Here is a 19768-nt window from a genome sequence, read left to right as displayed (position 1 = left end):
CCTCCTCAGACGCTCACGCTGTGGTCGACATCGACATCGACATCCGCGTCGACCGCCGCCTCGTAGAGGCCGATCGCGTCCCACATCGGGGCCGTCACGTCGGTCTCGCCGTCCACGCTGCGGCTCTTGCCCTTGCGCGGCTCGACGAGGTGATAGTTGGGCACGGCGCCGACCCGGGCGAGGACGTCGCCGATGATCGGGTTGCCGAGGACGCCCGGCGGGAAGGACGGGGCGATCACGACGGGCACCCGGGTGCCGAGCACGGCCAGGTGGAAGGGGGACGCCCCCGAGCCCGCCGCGAGCCCGGACATGAACGCCACCGAGGCGGGGTACACGAGGATCCCGTCGTAGTCGGTGGCGAACCTGGTGTGCACCGGCTCCAGTGAACCCGCCGGTGTGGTCCAGGAGTTGGCGGCCACCGGGTTCTTGGTGAGCGCGGCCAGCGCCGTCGGGCTGACGAAGGCGCGGGCCGAGTCGGTCAGGCCCGCGGTCACCTCGTAGTGCGGGCGGTTGGCCGACAGCCAGTTGAGCCAGAACGGCAGATGGGCGGTGGACAGCGTGCCCGTCGCGAGGACGAGGAGGCGGGCTCTGCGTTCCTTGCCCGCTGCGCTCCGGTCGAACTCGATCACTGTGTCAGCCATGCCACTTCCCGAACTCGGTCGGATCAGTCATCGTCGCTCCGCTTTCGGGATCGGTCGAGACCGCCGATCTCCTCCCGCAGTTCCTCCATGATGCTTTTGCTCTTCTTGCCCTTGGAAGAGCGATATTCCTTCCCCAGGTCCATTGCTCCCAGCAGAATGAGGAGAAGCCCGGCAGGGCCTCCCTGGAACCACTTCACCTCGGTGTCCCAGAAGAACACAGCGAGAATTGCACCGGCCACGATGCATGCAATTCCGAGGAATTTCGTGAAGTTCATTTCCACCTCGCCGATTTGTGTGCTCTTTACGCTTTCTCAGGCTCTCGCATCGCATCTTATCCGACACGAACATGCCCACCGATGGCGAGGCCGAAAATCGACCGGCGAAGCTGTCCGAAATCTTCCGACGCCAGGAAATGGCCGCCGTCGAGAACCTTCACCGTGACCTCGTCCGCGATTTCGGACCAGCCGTACAAGGACTCCTCCGCAACGAGGGGATCCCGATTCCCGCCGAACACATGGACTGGCAGGGGCAGCCTGCTCGACTGCGGCACATGCCGGTAGGACCCGCAGAGTCTCGCGTCGTCCCTTACCAGTCCCAGGAAGGGCGACAGCCACCCGGGGTGCTCCACCAGCCACGTCGGGACGCCACCAATGGCGTGAAGTCGCCGCACCAGCACGTCGTCCGGGGCGTCGGGCCCCGTGGGGTCGCTCCAGGGAATACAGGGAGCCGCGTACGACGCCACGGCCAGGGCTTTCGGCAGCGGGCCGCCGCGCTCGTGAAAATACCGCGTCACCAGATAGGAAAGGAGGCCTCCCATGCTCTGGCCGAAGAGCACGTAATTACCGTCGCCCTGTTCGTCGACCTTGCCTTCCGCCACCCGTTCCGCGATATGTTCCGCCAGTACGGGGACGAGGTCATCGGCACTTCGATAGAGGCGACGGCCGGCCATGTCCGGGTGTTTCGGCAGCTCCAGTGCGATGACATCCAGGCCGTCCGGAGCGGTGCGGACCCAGTGATCGAATACCGAGGGGCCGCCGCCGGCGTGGTGCAGGCAGATCAGCTTGGCCCGCGAATCCTTCACAGCCCCTCACCCTCTCTCTCCAGTATGCTCACGATCCGGCGTGTCAACGCGTTCTCCGTCGGGTACTTGAAAATGTCCTCCTGGTCGAGTTCACAGCGCAGCGCGTCCTGGAGCGCCCGTCTCAGCAGGATCGCGGAGAGTGAGTCGAGGCCGAGCGAGAAGAGGTCGATGTCCGGAGTCGGCGTCTGCCCCAGTACGCGCAGGACACTCCGGCGCACCTGAGCGGTGACGAGGCCGTGCCGATCCGGGTCGACATCCGATTCCGATTCCGATTCCGATACCGGTTCCGGTTCCGGGCCACTGAACGGCATCCGCAACACCGCCTGCTCGACGCCCAGTCGACGCCGGTCCGTCTTGCCGCTGGACGTCAGCGGGAACGCGGTCCGGAAGGCGTAGGCCGCCGGCAGCATGGGGCGCGGCAGCCCGCGGGCGAGGAAGGCGTCGAGCTGCCCGGCAGCCGTGGTGGGGTCGAGGCCGGCGCCGGGGACGACATGAGCGACCAGGCTCCGCTGCCCGTCGATCTCGGCAGTGAGTACGACCGCCTGCCTGACCAGGGGATGCCCGAGGAGCAGGGCCTCGATCTCGCCGGCCTCGACGCGTACGCCGTGTGCCTTGAGCTGGGTGTCCGTCCGGCCCAGGTGCTCAAGGACACCGTCGGGGCGGCGCCGGGCCAGATCACCGGTGCGGTAGAGCCGACCAGGACCGAACGGATTCGGTACGAACTTGTCCGCGGTCAAATCCGGTTGGCGCAGGTAGCCCCGCGCCAGACCCGCGCCCGCGACGCACAGCTCTCCGACGGCGCCCGGCGCCACTTCGGCGAGGTGCTGGTCGACCACGTGGACCTGGACGCCGTCGATGGGCCGGCCGATCGGAGCGACCGCGGGCCACTCCTCCGGGTCGCCCGCCAGCGTCCATGTCGTGGCGTCCTGGAACTCGGTGGCCCCGTAGTGGTTGTGGAGCCGGGCCCCCGGCAGCCGGCGGAAGAGGTCGCGCAGCGGGCGGGTGATCCGTAGCTGCTCACCCGTGGTGACGACCTCGCGCAGCCGCAGCCCGGAGGAGTCGTCGGGATTTTCGGTCACCGCGCGGGCGAGGTGTTCCAGCAGGGTCACCGGGGCGAAGACCCGCTCGATCCGCTCGTCCCGGAGAAATCCGGCCAGGGCGAAGGGGCTGTGCCGCGTCTCGTCGTCGGCGATGACGAGGGTGCCGCCGCCGCAGAGCGTCGAGAAGATCTCGTGGAAGGCGAAGTCGAAGCTGAGCGCGCACAGCTGGGCGGTACGCAGCCGCCCGCCGCCCGGTCGGACCCGCTCGTGCCAGCGCAGCAGGTTGACCAGCGCCGCGTGCGTCATGACGGCGCCCTTGGGCGCCCCCGTCGACCCGGAGGTGAAGACCGCGTAGGCAGCGAGGTCGTCCTCGGCCGCCAGGTCCCCGTCCGGCTCGCAGGAGTCGGGCTCACAGGAGTCGGGCTCGTAGAGGTCGGGCGCGAGAAGGTCGGGCGTCGCGAAGCCGTACTCGGCCGGCATCAGGTCAGCCAGGGTGAGGTCGGGGGCGGTGAGGTAGGGCGTGTCGGGTCCGTACCTCGGCCTGGTCACCGGATGGCATCCCTCCGGGAGCATGAGCGCGGACACCGCAGGCATCGCAGGTGAGGCCGGCGACGGGATCTCCGTCGTGACGATCACCTCGATGCCCGCCGTGGCGATCACGTGCCCGGTCCGCTCCGGTGGATCGGCCGGGTCGATCGGCACGTACGCGGCGCCCGTGCTCATGACCCCCAGCATCGCCGCGACGGCCTCGGGCGAGCGCGGCAGCCGCACTCCCACGAAGTCGCCCTTCCGGACTCCGGATCGGCGGAGTCCTGCGGCCACGCGCACGGCCATCGCGTCGAGGTCGCGGTAGCTGACCCGACGGGAGCGGTGGACCAGCGCGACGGAGTCCGCGCGGGCTCCTCGGCCGTGCCGTGCGACCAGGGCGTGGACGGTGCCCCGGAAGGCTGCGGAAGACTGGTTCAGCACGGGTGCGAACCGAGGGACGGGAAGTAGTCCTCCCGCGTGCCGTCCCGGCGGATGTCCCAGGTGGCGCAGTGCAGGGAGCCGCCGTACTCGAAGACATTGCGGAAGGGCACGGTCAGCACCTCGAAGCCGAGGCTCGACAGCAGATCCTGGAGAGGCTTCTCCTGCTCCTCGCAGACGACCTTCGTCGGGGAGAGGCTCAGCACGTTCATGGACAGCCACTTCGAGGACTGGCAGTACGCGGGCATCTGCTCGTTCGTCAGCACGGGCTCCGGAGCCTCGATGAGCTTCCAGTCGTTCTCCCGGAACATCGCCCTCTCGTCCTCGCGCAGAGGCCGGTCGGGGTTGGTGAGGATCAGCCCGGGCCGCAGCGGCACGAAGGTGCAGTCGATGTGGGACGGGAAGTAGTCCAGCGGGAAGTGCACCGGGTGGACCCGGAACCCCTGCGGCTCCAGATGCCGCTTCAGCCAGCGGATGCCTGCCCGGTTGGTCGTCATGGACTCCTGTACGAGGACGTCCTTGCCGAACCTGCTCATGTCGGCGGCGTCGAAGACGATCTCGTCCTGGGTGACGCAGAACTCCGACTCGTGCATCCGCGCGTGCCGTTGCTCGGTCGGCCACTCCCAGAAATCCTGCCGGTACATGGCGTCGGCCATGCTCGGCTTGGGGGCCACGGTCCACGTGACGCCCGGGTCGGCCTCCCAGTACTCACGGACGAGGCCGCGGTAGGGCTCGTACTCGAAGTAGCGGGCGCGGCGGGACATCGTCGCCTCGATGATCTCGTTGCCGACGGTGATCATCACGTCGCGGGGGCAGACCGCGCAGTACTGGTTCTCGACCTCGAAATGGGGTGTGCGCAGGGAGCGGCCGAAGTCGTGCGGGGCCGGGCGGCGCACGGTCACCCCCTCGGAGGTCATCAGGTCGACCAGGGCGCCGAGTTCGGCCTCGGCCCGCGCGATGGCCTCGTGGGACTTGGCGCCGGTGGGGAAGGGGCTGCCCACCCCGCCCCGGATCTGGGGCCGGTTGCCCGGCTCGGTCGGCTCGAAGTGCGCGCCGACCGCGGAACCAACGACCACCTCGCGCAGGGTGTCCCACTCGTTCCACGAATTCACCACAGCCGTACCGGTTGCCGCCGGATCCGCAACTGCCCTACGGGCCTCGGGTGTTGCCACAGTCGCCTTCATCTCTGTTTCCTCCATATCCTCAGCCCGGCAGTGCGAGAAGGCGGTGCTCCGCCCGGTCTCGCAGCAGACTGCGCGTGCGGGGTACGTACACGGACTTCGCGGGGGCGATCAGATCCACGGCGCCGATCCCGCTCACCCCGCACAGACCCGCGGTCAGCCTCGGGAGGCTCGCCGTGTCGAACGATTGGTCGATGAGCAGCCGGCGGTAGGCCGCGGGCGTGTTGTCGACGGGCCGGCCGGTGAGCGGGCTGACCACGGCCGCCGACGCCGTACGGAAATCCACGCCGTCGAGCACGCGGGCGAAATCCTCGCGACCGGGGACGGTGTAGGGGCTGTGCTCGGCCCGCTCGGCCCGGTCCAGCACGATCGCGCCGAGCCTGGTCAGTTCCGCCCCCACCGCGTCCGGGTCGCCGCCGCGGATGCTGATCGCCACCAGACCATCACCGAGGTCCACCGACAGCCACGGCTGCTCGGCGACCGGCCCCAACTCCTCGACCAGCCGGTACGCGTCTTCGGCCGACGCGGTCAGCACGGCCAGCGTCGTACCGCTGCGGTCGGCCCGATGGGCCTGCAGCTGGGCGGAGTTGATCTCGCCGATGATCCGGAAGCAGCCCTCCTCGGTGAGTACCCCGGCCGCCAGCAGCGCCGTGACACACCCCGCGCTCAACCCGCCGTACGCGCGGTACGAGGAGCCTTCCGGTTCCCCTTCCAGACGCCGGACGACCGCCACCGCGAGCAGTGCTTCGTGCACGGTGGTCGACAGCGCGGCGCTGTCCCGTCCCGGGTCCAGTCGGTCGGGCTCGAAGCCGCAGATCCGGGCGGCCAGGGCGAGGTGCCCGTCCCGTACGGCCAGTACGGCGGCCAGGTTTGCGGCGGTCAGCGGGACCAGGCCCGGCAGGACGAGCGCCCGGTCAGACACCCGGTACCAGCCCGCCGATCTCGGGCCGCAGGCCGCAGCCGGGGTCCAGCTGCATGGACTTCACCACGAACTCCGACGGCTCCAGCACGACATGGGTCTCGAGGCCGAGGCCCTCCAGGTAGCCGAGCACACCTCGCCAGTCGAGGACCGTGGTGTACTGCTCCACCGCCAGCTTCCAGATCGAGGCGGCGCTGGCATGGGGCCGGCAGTCGTTGATGCTGACGAGCGGCACGGAGGGGTTGGACTGGGGGTCCTGGAAGCGCCACTCCCGGGCGAAGATCGTCCGCACCTCCGCCATCAGGTCGCAGTGGCCCGGGAAGCTGTGGGGGATCACCTTGAACAGGGCGCCGGCCTTCATCGCGGCCGGTTTGATCGCGTCGATGTCCGAGCGCCGGCAAGCGGCGATGAACTGGTTGCCGGAGACCACCGCCGAGAGGTGCAGGAGCGGGTCCAGCCCCTGGGCACGGAGCTCGTCGAAGACGCGGACGTGGTCGCAGTTGTAGAAGAAGACACTGGAGTAGTCGGTGCCGCCGAAGACGTCCATCTCGATGGAGGCCATGGTGTTGGCCATCCGCACCATGTCCTCCAGCGAGACCCAGCCCACCGCGGCGGCCGCGCTGAGAAAGCCCAGGCTGATCCCGGTGACGCAGACCGGCCGCATATCGCGCCGGCGCAGCTCCTCCCGGTAGCCGGCGACGCCCATCAGGTTGATCAGGGGGCGTCGGAACCGGGGATCGTTGGCCTCTTCCTCGGTGCCGTCGCGCAGGATGGCGCGGAAGTCCATCGAGAGGGTGTCGCTGCCCAGGTCGAGCATGATCTGCATCGCCTCGGACTCCAGGGCCCGCTTGCGCAGGTCGCTGTCGAGGAAGACCTGGGACGGGAAGATGAACGTGCCGGCGGCGGTCACAGGGAGAACCCGTCGTCGACGGTGACGATCTCACCGTTCACGGCAGAGAAGTCGGGGCTCGCCAACCGGCGTATGACCGAAGCGACCGCGCGCGGATCGAGGAGTCGCTCCTCGTAGTCGGGGCCGCCCATGATCTCCTCGATGGCTTCCCTGGGGACGGTGGACAGCAGTCGGGTGTCACGGATGGGCCCCGGCGCGACCGCGTTGAAGCGCAGCCCGAGCCGGCCCCACTCCCGCGCGAACCCACGGGTCTGGGCCTCTATCGCCGCCTTGCTGGTGATGTAGGGCATGGCGCCGACGATGTAGTGGCGGGTGAGGATCGACGACACGTTGACGACGCTGCCGCCGCCGGTCGCGGCCATGGCCTGCGCGGCCACGGCGTTGACCTGGTAGGTGCCCAGCACATTGGCGTCGATCACCGTCTTGAAGTGCTCGGCGTTGGACACGGTCGCGAGCGCGGCCTGGTTGACGACCGCGCAGTTGACGACGACGTCACAGGGGCCGATCTCGGTGAACAGCCGGCGGACCGCCGCGCCCCGCACATCCGGGTCGGGGAGGCTGAGTTGGTGCACGGCGGCGGTGCCGCCGTCCTCGGCCACCAGGGCGGCCACCTTCTCGGCGTCGTCGCCGCGGTCGTGGTAGGTCAGGTGGACGGTCTCCGCGATCGGCGCGAACTCCCGGCATACCGCCTGACCCAGGCCGCTCGTTCCGCCGACCACCAGGACGCCCCGGTGAACGCGGGGCTGCGTGTCGCTCATGGCTGTTGGCTCCTCTGGCTGCTCTGACTGCCCTGGCTGCTGCCGGTGTCCCGACCGCCGTCGCGGATCAGGCGGTCGGCGATCGTCCGGACGTCGACGCGCCGGGACAGGGCTCTCGTTACGGCCTCGTGCCGGGCGGCGTCGAGGCGTCGGCCCACACGGGGCTGGTAGTGCGGATACGGCCGCCGGTACTCCTCGCGGGTCGTCCCGGACTTGACCGCCGGCACGGTCGTGCCCACGGCCGAGAAGTAGTTCCGGCAGACCGCCTCGATCGTCATGCCGTCGTCCAGGCCGATGTTGATGACGGCGTTGTTGTGCAGCCCGGTGGTGAACTCGACGCGACGGCAGTTCCGGACCTCGAAGAGGTAGTCGACGAGGAGCAGGGCGGCTTCGATGCCGATCCCCGTGTTCCACAGGCGTTCGTCGCCGGTGGCACCGCCGACCTCGTACACCCCTTCGGCCAGCCGCCACCAGTGCACGATCCCCACCGGTGTACCGCGTACGTCGGTGACGACCGCGGCCCGGCGGTCACCGGAGCCGACGAAGGACCCGGACTCCAGGGCCGCGTACTGGGACTCGCGCGACACCGTGCTCGACGTGCCGCGCACCAGGGCCTCGCACTCCGAGGGGCTCAGCCACTTCGCCACGACCCCCAAGTGGGACTCGGTCAGCGGCGCGAGCTCGCACAGCAGGCCTCTCACGCACGGGTCCTAGGCGGTTTCGAGCTGGGCGTGGACACTGCGGAGGCTGCTGATGCCCTCGACCTGAAGGTCGTACACCTTTTCCCCGTAGAGCGGCAGCAGCGCGGACACGAACCGCAGGGTGTCCATGGACTCCAGGCCGTACGTGCTCCCGCTGCCGAAGACGACGCTGTCGTCGTCGGGGACCGCGCCGTCCAGGCGCTGTTCGAAAAGCTCCAGAAAGGTCTTGCGCAGAACGTCCATGCGGTGACTCCACAACTCCACTTTGAAGGAGGGCTGTTATTCGACGTCGAGGTCGGCGGGCAGGCGGAAGCACAGGGAGCCCCACAGGAAGCCGGCCCCGATGGCCCCGAGCACGATCAGGTCACCGGCGCGGGCCCGGCCGTCCCGGGCCAGGGCCGCCAGCGAGGTCAGCGGGGAGGCCGCGCCGGTGTTGCCGAGGGTGTCGGCGGTGATGGCCACGCGGTCCAGGTCGGCGCCCACGGCGCGGGCGATGTGGTGCACGAGCCGCACGTTGGCCTGGTGCAGCGCGAACCCGGCCACGTCCTCGACCCGGACACCGGCGCCGGCGAGCGTCTCCGCCAGGGACTTCGGCACCCGGGTGCCGGCCTCCTGCCAGACCGTCCTGCCGTCCATCTGGAGGTAGGGGCTGTGCACTTCGCGCCCCAGCGTGTCGAGTTCATGACGCAGCTGGGAGGGCGAGATCAAGGTGACGGCGTCGGAGTACGCGTTGCCCAGGTCGTAGGAGAGGAGCCCGGCCGGCGCCTCGGTCCTGGTGACCACCATGGCCGCGGCGGCGTCCCCGAAGAAGATGCGCGTGTTGCGGTCCTGCGGCCCGGTGTTGCGCGAGACGCACTCGGCGCACACGACCAGTGCGTTCTCCAGGCCCGGTTCCTGCAGGATGCACGACGCCGTGTAGGTGGCGTAGACGGAGGAGGCGCAGGCGTGCTGGGTGATGTCGATGATGCGCGGCGTCTCGATGCCCAGCCGGTCGGCGACCATGACACCCAGCGAGGGCATCATCCAGTCGGGGCTGGTGCAGGCCACGACGAGGACGTCCACGTCACGGGCCACGAGACCGGCCGCGGTGAGCGCCTTCGCCGCCGCCTCCACAGCCAGGTCCGTGATGTTCTGATCCGCGGCGAGGAACCGGCGTTCCCGGATGCCGGTCTTCTCCTCGATCCACTCCGGGGTGCTGTCCAGCGTCTCGCACAACTCGGCGTTGGTGACAACGCGTTCGGGCAGTGCCACGCCGACACTGCGCGGGGCGGTCGGAATCATGCTCCACGAGGGCACGGCGACTCCTCTCAGGTGTCGTGGTGAGCGGGGTGCGGAAAAAGGGAGGGGTCCGGCCGGCGGGTGACGCCCCGCCGGCCGGACCACGCCGGATCAGCAGCCGTCGCTGGCCGTGCTCGCGGCGAGCTCGACGCCGTCGGCGACGATCTCGGTGCCCTGCAGCTCCATCACGTTGGTGAGGTCCATGTCATGTCCTCCTCTCGGTACTCGGTGGGTGGGTGGGACACCGCTGGTACAGCGGTGGGTCATGGGGGGCGGTACGAGGATCGGCGACCCGGGACGGGTGACCGGGTTCAGGCGCTCCACATGTCGTGGTCGGCGTGGGCCAGATCCTCGAGTGCCTTCTTGCGCAGGCGGTCCAGGAGTTCCTGCCGGCCGGCGGGCTCCACCGCGCCCTGCGGAGCGAACTCCCGCAGGTCTGCGCAGCAGACGACGCCAGGCCAGTACCGTCCGTCGAGGAAGAACCGGTCCCGCAGGACGCCCTCCACCTCGAAGCCGGCGCAGTCGGTCAGGTACTCCAGGAACACGTCGTTGTAGGTGGGCGCCAACAGTTCGACACGCTGGACCTCGGCAGCGCGGGTCAGCAGAGCCATCGCTCTGCGCACGGCCCGGTCGACGAGGGCCGGGGTCCAGGTCTCGTCGCGGCAGGAGACCAGACCGATCCGGAAGAAACCGGGCGTCTGCCCCGGTGACCAGCTGACCGCTCCCACCGGCTGCCCGTCGGAAATGACGAGCAGATGGGATTTCCGCTCGTCCCTCACATAACGCAGTCGCTCTGCCGCCGACCGCCAGACAGCGCCTTCGGTGGAAACGTAGGAGAAGGGCCGGGAAAGAACCCCGTCGAGGATTTCCTCGTCCGCTGCGGTCGTGACGGGTATGAACTCGACCCTGGTTTCTCCGACCGCCGCCATCAGTCCCACCCTTTCTCCGGCTGTTTCCGTGTCTTCCGTTCTCCGTCGCTGACATCCAGAAATCTAGGCAGCCTTTGAAAAATGGTCAACGGGCGGCGGATTCAACTCGCACAGCGGCTTTCCCCGCCCGGGCCGAAGGACTCACCGGCCTTCTCTTCGAGCGCCTTTGCGCACTCGGCCCATGCCTCGACGTTCGCGCGGATCAACTCGGCGACGGCGGTGGCCCAGTACGGCGGGACGCTCCGCAGGACCTGGCCCAGTTCGGCCGAGTCGTGCGGATGCTGGCCGAGCCAGCGCAGGAGGCTGCGCCCGGTCTCGTTGAACCGGAGGGAAGGGTCGCTGCGCAGCCTCCGCAGCAGAACATCCCGGTCCGAGGACGGGGTACGCGGCGCCGCACCGCCGGTGGGCAGGGGCGCGGACCCGGCAACGGCTTCTGGGACCGGTGTCCCGGCCGGGACGGGGGCGGGCGTCGTGGCCGGGGCCGCCGGGGTACCCGTCGCACCCTTCGCGTACTGAGGGTTTCCGCGCTGCCGCGGCGGCAGCGGGTCCTGTCCGGAGGCCAGGCGGTCACGTACGTCGCGCACGGTCGACGGTGCGATGCCGACCGCTTTGGCCACTTGCCGCAGGGACAGTTCGGGCTTGCTGAGCAGGAGCTCGCGGGCCTGGAGCCGGCCGGCGGCGCCACTGACCGGCCGTACGCGGCCGTCGCTGCCCACCCGGGTGTTCGACTGATCATTGAGGTCGGTCGAACGGCTGCGCAGGCTCGCGACCGTGCTGGGCGAGAGCCCGGCCAGCCGGGCGACCCGGCGGTTGGACCACTGCGGACGGCACGTCATGATGCGTACGGCGGCGGCCGTACGGTCGGCCGCAGTGAGCGGCAGACCGTGGTGGGCGTTCAGCGAGACGGCCAGGGCGAACCCCTCGTCGGCGTCCCCCCGGTAGCAGCGGGCGCGGATGTCACGCTGCCCGCGCAGAATGGCGGCGCGCACCCGGTGTGCGCCGTCCATGACCTTCATCGTGTCCGCGTGCACGAGGATCGGCGGTAACTCCGCTGTCGATTCCGCGAGCCGGCGGACGTGGGCGTCGTCCTCCCCGTCCAGCCGTGGCGAGGCACCAAGTCTCAGGAGTGCTATGGAAACGGTTTCGACCGGACACTCCAGGAGTTTGGTTTCCAGTTCTTCCATGTCCCCAGACATTGACGAAGGGGTCATCTGTGTGAGTTCTCACTTTCTGCTCGTTCTCTTCCGGGATCACTGAGCGCAGAACGTGGCAGGGGTCGCTGATGATGTACGTGCCGTGCGAGTCCCGGCTCACCCTGAACCGCCCATGACAGTTCCGTCAGGGGCGCGATCGCACTGCCTCGATGCTTCCCGCACGCTCCAGGGAAGGAATGGAATGCAGCGATTGACTCTGATGTGCATGGGATTGTTTCCGACCCGTTCCCCGGTGGTTCCGCGCCGGACCGGACGCACGGGAACCCCGTATCCGGGCAGCTCGACCAACGGCCCCGGCCCAAACGGGGCATGACGGGCCCGGTGTGCAGCAGGGCTCGGAGGTGGCACGTGTACGTGCGGGCCACCTCCCGGTCCACGGCGCCGCGGTCCCAGGTCCGGTGTCAGTCAGGCATGCGTGTGGTGCGGAACGGGACGGACCGCGTGGCCGACGGGCAGGCGAAGGCGCACGCGCCCGGCGCCGAGGCTGCTCCACCGGCGTTCTGCGACCCGTGCGTCGAATGCCGGCCCGGCCCGCCGACGGGGTTGACGCCTGCCCCGCAGCACTGGCGAGCGCCCCCGTGGTGTTCTCGTTCCCGGGAACGCGGAGTCGCCCTGCCGACGCGAAGCGCCGCCCCATGAGCGAGTGGAAGGGGTACGTACCCGCAGCGGCCTACGGTGACAGCGTCGTCAGTCATTGCCCCCTTCCGCGTCCCTCGGATCGGATCCGTTGGTGAAGTGTCCAAAATATTGGCATCGGGCGGCGACGAAGGTCAACTGGATACGCCTGGTGTCCAAGAGATGCCGCAACATGGCTGATCTGTCACCCTGTGAGCGCGAACATCGAACTGACAATGGGAGCATGACCATGACGGCAGAGGACGGCAAGGGGGAACGGCAGTCACTGGCCGAGCGATTGAACGCCTTGTTCGCGCTCGCGCGATGGACCGATGGCTATGGCCGGCAGAGGGAGTACTCGACCGCCGAAGTGGCGAAGGCCATCACGATCGACCCGTCACATCCGGTGACCCTGTCCCGCAGCTACCTGGCGATGCTGCGGAACGGGTCTCACACCAACCCGACTCTGAGCGTGCTGGAGGGCATCGCCAAGTTCTTCGACGATCACCGCCCACCGGGAACACCGCCGATCACGGTCCAGATGCTGGTCGCCCAGGAGGATCCCGAGGAGGAGCTGTTGCGACAACGGCTTGCCGATCACGAGGTGCGGACGATCGCGATGAGGGCGGGAGCCATGACACCGGCCACGCGCAGGCAACTCCTCAAGATGATGGCGGTCTTCGACCAGGACGACTCCCGGGGACCGGACATTGAGGCATAAGAAGGGCGACTGTGGTCGTACGTGAACGCAAGCTCCGCCGGCAGTGCAAACGGCTGCTGCGGAACCTTGATCTGCAACCCCCGTTACAGGTCGACGACTTGTGTCGCCGACTCGGTGAACGTCTGGGCAAACCGATCAGGTTGATCCCTTGGGCGCTACCCGTCCCAGGCCCCTTCGGACTGTGGATGTCCCGGCCGAACGAAGAGGTCATCTTCTATCAGGAGGAGACCACCCGGGTCCACCAGGACCACATCATCCTGCACGAGGTGGGCCACATCCTCGCCGAACACGAAGACGATGGTGACGCGGGGGAGGAACTCCCCGATCTCGGACCGGATTTCCCCCAGGGGCTGATCACCCGGGGCTTTCGGCGCACCTGCTACACCGAGGACTACGAGCGGGAGGCCGAGCTGGTAGCGACGATCATCCAGGAATGGGCGATGATCATCGACTATGTCAGCCCTCGTACGCCCGAGGACCCGGCCCTGGATCCGCTGGACTCGGCGCTGAACCCCCCATGGGGATGGGCCTGATGTTCCAAGTGCCACTCATCGTCCTGCTCGGATTCGGGGTGCTGTGGAAGGGCGCCGACCTCGCACGCGCCCCGCACGACCGGGTGCTCCGCTTCCTCGTCGCGTCTCTGCTGCTGCTGATGACGGGGGAGATCCTCAGCTTTCCCGAGGTCAGCACCGCGATCGACAACGCCACGGCCGTGGGCGTCGGTAAGTTGGTCTTCAACTCGGTCTATCTGTCAGGTCTCTGCACCCTCGTTCTGGTCTTCGTCTCCGCCACACCTGGGCGGGAGGCCGGATACCGCAGGCATCTGTGGATCGATTCCGGACTGCTCGCCGGTGCTCTGATCATCCTGGTCGTTGCCATGCTTGCCACACCCGCAGGGATGCGCGGTCATTCCTTGGGCACCCCGCACATGGCGCTGCCTTCCATCGCCTCGTTCTACTTCGTCGGCAACGCCTACTTCGTCTACGCCTACCTGGCGTCCGGGCTGTTGGCCCTCCGCTATGCGCGCCGGGCGTCCCGGAACCTCGGGTTCGGCCTGCTCATCATGGCCTTGGGGCTCCTCGCGCTGACGATCACGGCGGTCAACCGGGTGATCCTGGTGGCTCTGCGCATCGACGAACCCGGGGCCCACGCGTGGTTCAACACGGTGAACTGGTCCTTGTCCAACTGGGCCATGGGCATCGTCCTTGTCGGGATCTGCTACGTGGGCGGCGTCCAACTGGTCACCCGCGTCCGGTCGGTCGTGCACCACCGCCGTCTGTACCGCGATCTCGACCCCCTGTGGAAGGCCCTGACCGCTGCCTATCCGGAGCTCGTCCTGAACCGGCCGCCGTTCGCTTCCGGATGGCGCAGTGTCCGCCGCAGCCGCACCCAAGAGCGGCGGTTCTACCGTCGGCTCATCGAATGCCGTGACGGGCTCGTGCGTCTGAGCCCCTACCTGACGCGTATCGCGCCCGATGCCGACCTCGCCCATGCCCCGGCCGATCAACTGGCCCAGCACATCGTCGACGCGCTGGCCACGAAGCCGCCGACCGAGTCCCCGCAGACCGAACTGCCCGCCGCCCTCGTCGCCTTGCCCGCCGGCAACGGCCTGATGGCGGAGGCCCGCGAACTCATCGCCCTATCCCACGCCCTGCGTGAAAGGACACAGTGAACAAGCTACTGATCAGCGCAGACCGTGTCATCGCCGGACCCTCGGACCAGGTGACTTCGGAGGGCGCGGTGCTCATCGAGTCCGGCAAGGTCACCGTCGTCGGCGCCACCGCCGACTTGGACGCATCGGTCGATGCGCGAGTGCCCCGATTGCGGTGTCCCGGGGCCACACTGATGCCCGGACTGATCGACTGTCATGTTCACCTTGCCTTCGACGCGGGTCCGGACCCGATCGGTGCTGTGGCCGGGGCGGACCCCGGCGAGCTGTCCACCGCCATGGCGGACCGTGCCGCACAGATGCTGGCCGCCGGGGTGACGACAGTGCGGGATCTCGGTGACCGGGACGCGCTGACCGTGGTGTTGCGGGCGTCCATCGACTCCGGGGCACATGTCGGGCCGCGCATCGTCGCCGCCACCGCACCCTTGACCTCACGCGGGGGCCATTGCGGCTTCCTCGGCGGTGAAGTGAGCACGGACGACGACATCCGGGCGCAGATCGCCCGCAACGCGGCGGCGGGGGCCGATCTGATCAAGGTGATGGCCTCGGGCGGCGCACTCACCCCGAGCGGCCCACGTATGTGGGAGGCCCAGTTCACACCCGGCCAGCTGCGTCTGATCGTCGAGGAAGCCGAGCGTCACGGTCTGGGAGTGGCCGCGCACGCGCACGGATCCGACACCATCGCCCATTGCGTGGCTGCGGGCGTCCGGACCATCGAGCACTGTTCCTGGCGGACCGCGGAGGGCATCGTCCATGATCCGGCGGTTGTCCGCCGCATGGTCGAGGACGACGTGGCCGTCTGCCGCTGCGTCTCCGGGGACTGGCGGCTGTTCCTCGATCAAATGGGGCCTGAGCGTGCCAAGGCGATGGTCGAGGTCATCCTTGAGATGCGCGAAGCCGGTGTCCGGTTCATCGCCGGCACCGACGCGGGCGTGCCAGGAGCTCACTTCGGCGACTACGTCGGCATGCTCGAATTCTTTGCCTCACTCGGTTTCGCGCATCGCGAGATTCTCGACATGGCCACCGTCGACGCCGCCCATGCCCTCGGACTGCCCGACACCGGTGTCCTGGCCCCAGGCAAGCGCGCCGACCTCATCGTCGTCGAAGGCAACCCGCTCACCGAGTTGGGCGCCCTCCGCCGGATCCAACACGTCTTCACGGCCGGCCGCCCGGTCGCGCGCCCGGGGAAGTAGGGCCAGGTGAGCGACAAGCACGGCAAGCGGTACTCGCAGGAGTCCAAGCGGGACGCCATGGCGTTGGCCCGGCCCTCCGGCAAGGCGAGTCGACCTTGATCGAGAGAATTCTGCCGTCGGTGACGGTGGCGCATCATGCCTTCGACGACGCCGTGGACGCGGAGCTGTTCCCGCAGGAGGCGGCTGTGGTGGCGGCTGCGGCGGCAGTCCGTCAACGCGAGTTCGCCACCGTACGGCGCTGCGCGAGAGAGTCGCTGGCCGCATTGGGCATTCCCCCGATGCCGCTGCTGCCGGGAGAGCGGGGCGCGCCACTCTGGCCGCGCGGGACCGTGGGCAGCATGACCCACTGCCTGGGGTACCGGGCCGCGGCGGCCGCTCGAACCGACGAGATCACGGCGCTCGGCATCGATGCCGAACCGCACCAGCCGCTCCCGGAAGGGGTCCTGGAAATGATCTCCCTCCCCGGGGAACGGGCGCATCTGTCGAGCCTCGGTGCCGACCGGCACTGGGATCGACTGCTGTTCTCCGCGAAGGAGTCCGTCTACAAAACCTGGTTCCCGCTGACCCGCCGACGGCTCGACTTCCGCGCGGTCTCGGTCGGCTTTCAGCCGGCGGATCGGACGTTCACCGCCGAGTTCCTGGTCCCGGGCCCCCGCATCGGAGAGGACGAGGTCCGCGGGTTCCACGGACGGTGGCTCGTCGACCAGGGCATCGCCCTCACCGCGATCGCCCTCCTGCCTGCACGTCCACACCTGCGCCAGGTTGCTCGGTAGGACGGTGCTCAAGGGCTCGCAGGGAGTCGAGGTGTTGTTCTCGCACTCGGACGAGCGGCAGAGCCGACTGCTGACGGCTGCCGAGGCCCGGGTCCTGTGGCCCGGCAGCGCCCGGGCTGTCGCACGCCGATCACGGGTGCGGCGTGTCGATCAGTAGGTCGGCCAATTCCTCGATGCCCGCCAGCAGCCCGGGGGGATCCTGGTCGAGATCGAGGGCGTGCTGGTGGATGACGATGCCGGCACGGCGCACCGTGTGGGCCGCGTGCGCCGCGTTGCCCTTCGCGTACACGAGGTGGCCCGTCGGCAGGCCCAGAGCGGTGCAGTAGGCGAGCATCTGGTACAGGTCGGCGTCAGGGAACCCGTCCCGCTTCTCGGCCTTGTACTTCGCGTCCACCACGGCGTGCAACGCACCGCCCGGCCCGTACAGCACGAGGTCGGGCTTGATGCGGATCGCGGCTGCCTCGTCGAGGTGATGCGGGTCCTGGAGCCGGGCCACGTGACCGCGGGCGCGGCAGGCCTCCCGCAGTGCCACGGTCACGAAGTCCTCGAAGAGTCTGTTCATGTCGAACAGGAACCCGTCGACGCGCAGCCCGCCGGCGGCATGCTCGGCCGATGTGCCGTCCAGGACGGCGCGGGCGAGGTGGAGCGCCTGGTGGTACCGGGCGTTGAGGCGCGTGGGGCGCCACACCGGCAGCGGTTGCCCGCGTACGAGTACGGCCGCATCGGCGAGCCTGGCGCGCTGGTGGTGGAGCCTGCGGCGTACGTCGGCCGTCACACCGGGCAGGCGCAGCAGGCGCTCCACGGCCGCGCGCAGGATGCGGTTCTCCGCGATGTCCGTGGTGAAATCGTCGAAGGCGACTTCGACCGGCAGCGTGGCGCCGAAGCGCCGCCGGATCTGTTCGGACTCCCGGATGCGGCCGCGCACGACGAGCGAGGACTCCTCCGACGCCCGGTAGCCCTGGAGAAGCCCCCGCCGCAGCGCCCGGTCCACCTGTCGTTCCACGGCGTGAGCGAGGGCGGGCAGGAGATCTCTGTGCTCGGCGACGTCCACGCTCCCGTCCCGCCAGATGTCGTCCGGCTTCAGGGCGTGGGCGAGGAGGAAGAACAGGCGTGCGACCGGGACCTTGGGGATGACGCGCACGGTGACCCGGGTGCCGGTACCCGGGTCGCTGAAGGCCATCGCGCCGACCTTGCTCCCGGCCCGCAGCGACCAGCTCCCCGGGAGGTGCGGATCGGGGGCGGCATCCACCATGTCACCCGCCGCCAGGGACCGTCCGATGCCCTCCGGCAGGGCGACGGAGCACGGGGGCGCGTGCTCGACGAGTTCGACGACCCGGTTCACCCCAGCGATTCCCGAAGGGCTGCGAGGCCGTACCGCTTCTCGACGTCGACACCCTCGCCGTAGTGGTGTTCCTCCAGCAGTGGAAGGATCTTGGTGCGCCAGGTCCGCTCCAGCCCGCCCTCGCGGTGGACGCCCTTCTTCATCAGGTACGAGGGACCGATGCGGAAGTCGGCGTCGTCGATGCGGGCGTTGAGGGCGTCGAGCAGCTGGGCCGGCTCGCTGCTGCGGCCCGTCCGCGCGAGCCAGCGGCGCAGCAGGCCGCTCGTCGGTTCGGTGCGCGGCGAGAGCTCGACGAAGGCGAAGCGCCGCCGCATGGCCGCGTCGACGAGGGCGATCGAACGGTCGGCGGTGTTCATGGTGCCGATCACGAACAGGTTCGGCGGCAGGGCGAAGTCGTCACCGGAGTAGGTGAGCCGCACCGACCTGTTCCGGTACTCCAGGAGGAAGTACAGCTCACCGAACACCTTCGCGAGGTTGGCGCGGTTGATCTCGTCGATGATCAGGAAGTGCGGGACGTGGCGGTTGCCCTCGCGGGAGGCGAGGTCGGCCAGCTCGCGCAGCGGTCCCGCGGTGAGCCGGAAGGCGACCTCGCGCGTCCGGGGGTCCTCCTGCGGCCGGAAGCCCTCGAAGAAGTCCTCGTACGCGTAGGAGGGGTGGAACTGCACGAGCTTGACCTGTTCGGGGCCACCGCCGAGGAACTCGGCCAACTTCAGCGCCAGATAGGTCTTGCCGGTTCCGGGCGGGCCGTACAGCACCAGCTGTCGCTCGTCCCAGAGCAGGTCACGCACTTCCCGCAGCCATGCGGCCTCGTGCACCAGGAGTTCGGCGGCCAGCTCCGCCGTCGGCCGGGGCAGCTCCAGCTCCCGCCGGGCCGCCAGCGCGGGGACCTCCGTGACCGGGTCGCACTCTGTCGCGTCCGCCTCCTGCGCGAGCTCCTCGTCGGTGAGGCCGAGGCCCTCGACATGAGCCTGGACCGAGGCGAGGTCGACGACGTCGTGCTGGACGGAGAGCTTCTGCTGCAGCTCTTCCGGAAGGTCCTCGTAGGGGAATCCGACCGGCCGCCACTCGACCGGCCGGCGCAGGTTGGACCGCCGGTCCTCGGACTCGCTCTGCTCGGCCTCACCGGTGATCTGACCGACGTACAGCCTGCCGCCGGAGATCGTGCACACGCCGTCGCCCGGCTTCATGCGGGACAGGAAGGCGTGCAGGTCCTCGACGAGCTGCTGCTTCTGGCCGTAGGTCGCCGTCGACTCGTAGTCCTCCTGGACCACGGTGCGCAGTTCGTCCTTGCTGACGCCCTGCCGCAGCCCCTGCCTCAGCCTGGAGGCGGCCAGCGTGACACGTCCTTCCGGCAGCCAGAGGCGCTGTACGAGGTCGAACCCGGTGACGTTGGAACCACGCACGAGCCAGGGCCGGTTGGGTCCCGCCCACACCCCGGACATGTAGTCGGACAGCGGCCCGTCGTCCTCGGTCCGCCACTCCTCCCACCCGTTGCGCGGGGCCCCGACCATGACCACGGCCGCGAACGACGGCGAACCGAACACGACGTCCTCGGTCAGCTCCAGCCAGCCTGGCCAGCGCTGCGAGGGTACGAGCACGCCCTGTGCCCTGAGCTCCTCGCGGCGTGCGGCCGGCGCCTTGAAGTGCTTGCCGAGCGACGGCATGACGTGAACGCGGGCGGGCGAACCGGCCCGTACGAGGAACTTCCGGCTCCCGTTCGTCCCCGTCTCGTCCAGCAGCACCCCGCGTGCCCGCTCGACCCCGTCACCGCCCGGCAGGCGCAGCCGGAACTCCGGATACTCGTGGGCCATGGATCATCTCTTTCCTTGGTCCGGTC

Annotated in this window: 20 protein-coding genes; 5 read left to right on the top strand and 15 right to left on the bottom strand. The window is 69.2% G+C overall.

What is annotated here, in order from left to right; translation table 11 throughout:
• Nucleotides 1-5 precede the first annotated feature (5 nt).
• The 13 genes from AB0O53_RS20315 to AB0O53_RS20255 all read right to left on the bottom strand — a co-directional run bounded on the left by AB0O53_RS20315 (nt 6) and on the right by AB0O53_RS20255 (nt 11411).
• A complete protein-coding gene (locus tag AB0O53_RS20315) occupies nt 6-641 on the bottom strand; it encodes a flavoprotein (RefSeq protein WP_365197204.1) in 636 nt (211 codons plus the stop codon).
• A gap of 23 nt (nt 642-664) precedes the next feature.
• The gene (locus AB0O53_RS20310; protein ID WP_060177861.1) at nt 665-916 is read right to left on the bottom strand and encodes a hypothetical protein; all 252 of its coding nucleotides are present in this window, start codon (nt 914-916) and stop codon (nt 665-667) included.
• 56 nt (nt 917-972) lie between these two features.
• A complete protein-coding gene (locus AB0O53_RS20305) occupies nt 973-1722 on the bottom strand; it encodes a thioesterase II family protein (protein ID WP_351000640.1) in 750 nt (249 codons plus the stop codon).
• Nucleotides 1719-3731 (bottom strand): AMP-binding protein, encoded by a 2013-nt coding sequence (locus AB0O53_RS20300; RefSeq protein WP_365197200.1) that lies wholly within the window; start codon nt 3729-3731, stop codon nt 1719-1721. The genes AB0O53_RS20305 and AB0O53_RS20300 overlap by 4 nt, the downstream gene beginning before the upstream one ends.
• Complete coding sequence (locus AB0O53_RS20295; protein WP_351000646.1) at nt 3725-4843, bottom strand: glycine amidinotransferase; 1119 nt, start codon at nt 4841-4843, stop codon at nt 3725-3727. Before AB0O53_RS20295 ends, AB0O53_RS20300 begins: the two co-directional genes overlap by 7 nt.
• Nucleotides 4844-4931: 88 nt before the next feature.
• Nucleotides 4932-5831 (bottom strand): hypothetical protein, encoded by a 900-nt coding sequence (locus tag AB0O53_RS20290; protein ID WP_351000649.1) that lies wholly within the window; start codon nt 5829-5831, stop codon nt 4932-4934.
• Complete coding sequence (locus tag AB0O53_RS20285) at nt 5824-6738, bottom strand: hypothetical protein (RefSeq protein ID WP_351000651.1); 915 nt, start codon at nt 6736-6738, stop codon at nt 5824-5826. The genes AB0O53_RS20290 and AB0O53_RS20285 overlap by 8 nt, the downstream gene beginning before the upstream one ends.
• On the bottom strand, nt 6735-7496 hold the full coding sequence (locus AB0O53_RS20280) for an SDR family NAD(P)-dependent oxidoreductase (protein WP_351000654.1): 762 nt from the start codon (nt 7494-7496) through the stop codon (nt 6735-6737). The genes AB0O53_RS20285 and AB0O53_RS20280 overlap by 4 nt, the downstream gene beginning before the upstream one ends.
• On the bottom strand, nt 7493-8197 hold the full coding sequence (locus AB0O53_RS20275; protein WP_351000657.1) for a GNAT family N-acetyltransferase: 705 nt from the start codon (nt 8195-8197) through the stop codon (nt 7493-7495). The genes AB0O53_RS20280 and AB0O53_RS20275 overlap by 4 nt, the downstream gene beginning before the upstream one ends.
• 9 nt (nt 8198-8206) lie before the next feature.
• On the bottom strand, nt 8207-8440 hold the full coding sequence (locus tag AB0O53_RS20270) for a hypothetical protein (RefSeq protein ID WP_351000660.1): 234 nt from the start codon (nt 8438-8440) through the stop codon (nt 8207-8209).
• A gap of 36 nt (nt 8441-8476) precedes the next feature.
• The gene (locus tag AB0O53_RS20265) at nt 8477-9493 is read right to left on the bottom strand and encodes a 3-oxoacyl-ACP synthase III family protein (RefSeq protein WP_351000663.1); all 1017 of its coding nucleotides are present in this window, start codon (nt 9491-9493) and stop codon (nt 8477-8479) included.
• Nucleotides 9494-9786: 293 nt separating this feature from the next.
• Nucleotides 9787-10404, bottom strand: a complete 618-nt coding sequence (locus tag AB0O53_RS20260; RefSeq protein WP_365197194.1) for a hypothetical protein — start codon at nt 10402-10404, stop codon at nt 9787-9789.
• A gap of 101 nt (nt 10405-10505) precedes the next feature.
• The gene (locus tag AB0O53_RS20255; RefSeq protein ID WP_494517994.1) at nt 10506-11411 is read right to left on the bottom strand and encodes a hypothetical protein; all 906 of its coding nucleotides are present in this window, start codon (nt 11409-11411) and stop codon (nt 10506-10508) included.
• A gap of 1066 nt (nt 11412-12477) precedes the next feature.
• On the opposite strand from AB0O53_RS20255, the gene AB0O53_RS20250 reads away from it, so the two are divergent.
• From AB0O53_RS20250 to AB0O53_RS20230, 5 genes are all read left to right on the top strand, one after another.
• Nucleotides 12478-12954 carry a hypothetical protein gene (locus tag AB0O53_RS20250; RefSeq protein WP_351000670.1) on the top strand — a complete coding sequence of 159 codons (477 nt, stop codon included), beginning with the start codon at nt 12478-12480 and terminating at the stop codon, nt 12952-12954.
• Between the two features lie 185 nt (nt 12955-13139).
• Nucleotides 13140-13487, top strand: a complete 348-nt coding sequence (locus tag AB0O53_RS20245) for a hypothetical protein (RefSeq protein WP_365197188.1) — start codon at nt 13140-13142, stop codon at nt 13485-13487.
• Nucleotides 13487-14626 (top strand): MAB_1171c family putative transporter, encoded by a 1140-nt coding sequence (locus AB0O53_RS20240; RefSeq protein ID WP_365197184.1) that lies wholly within the window; start codon nt 13487-13489, stop codon nt 14624-14626. The genes AB0O53_RS20245 and AB0O53_RS20240 overlap by 1 nt, the downstream gene beginning before the upstream one ends.
• Nucleotides 14623-15816 (top strand): amidohydrolase family protein, encoded by a 1194-nt coding sequence (locus AB0O53_RS20235; protein WP_365197183.1) that lies wholly within the window; start codon nt 14623-14625, stop codon nt 15814-15816. Before AB0O53_RS20240 ends, AB0O53_RS20235 begins: the two co-directional genes overlap by 4 nt.
• A gap of 95 nt (nt 15817-15911) precedes the next feature.
• On the top strand, nt 15912-16589 hold the full coding sequence (locus AB0O53_RS20230; RefSeq protein WP_365197181.1) for a 4'-phosphopantetheinyl transferase family protein: 678 nt from the start codon (nt 15912-15914) through the stop codon (nt 16587-16589).
• A gap of 130 nt (nt 16590-16719) precedes the next feature.
• On the opposite strand, the gene AB0O53_RS20225 is transcribed toward AB0O53_RS20230, so the two are convergent.
• Nucleotides 16720-17931: an McrC family protein gene (locus AB0O53_RS20225; protein WP_365197179.1), complete on the bottom strand. Its 1212-nt coding sequence runs from the start codon at nt 17929-17931 to the stop codon at nt 16720-16722.
• Nucleotides 17928-19742 carry a DUF4357 domain-containing protein gene (locus AB0O53_RS20220; protein ID WP_351000686.1) on the bottom strand — a complete coding sequence of 605 codons (1815 nt, stop codon included), beginning with the start codon at nt 19740-19742 and terminating at the stop codon, nt 17928-17930. The genes AB0O53_RS20225 and AB0O53_RS20220 overlap by 4 nt, the downstream gene beginning before the upstream one ends.
• Nucleotides 19743-19768: the final 26 nt, after the last annotated feature.

The organism is Streptomyces erythrochromogenes (assembly GCF_040684695.1).
GTDB lineage: Bacteria > Actinomycetota > Actinomycetes > Streptomycetales > Streptomycetaceae > Streptomyces > Streptomyces erythrochromogenes_C.
This window is presented reverse-complemented; position numbering and strand designations above follow the sequence as displayed.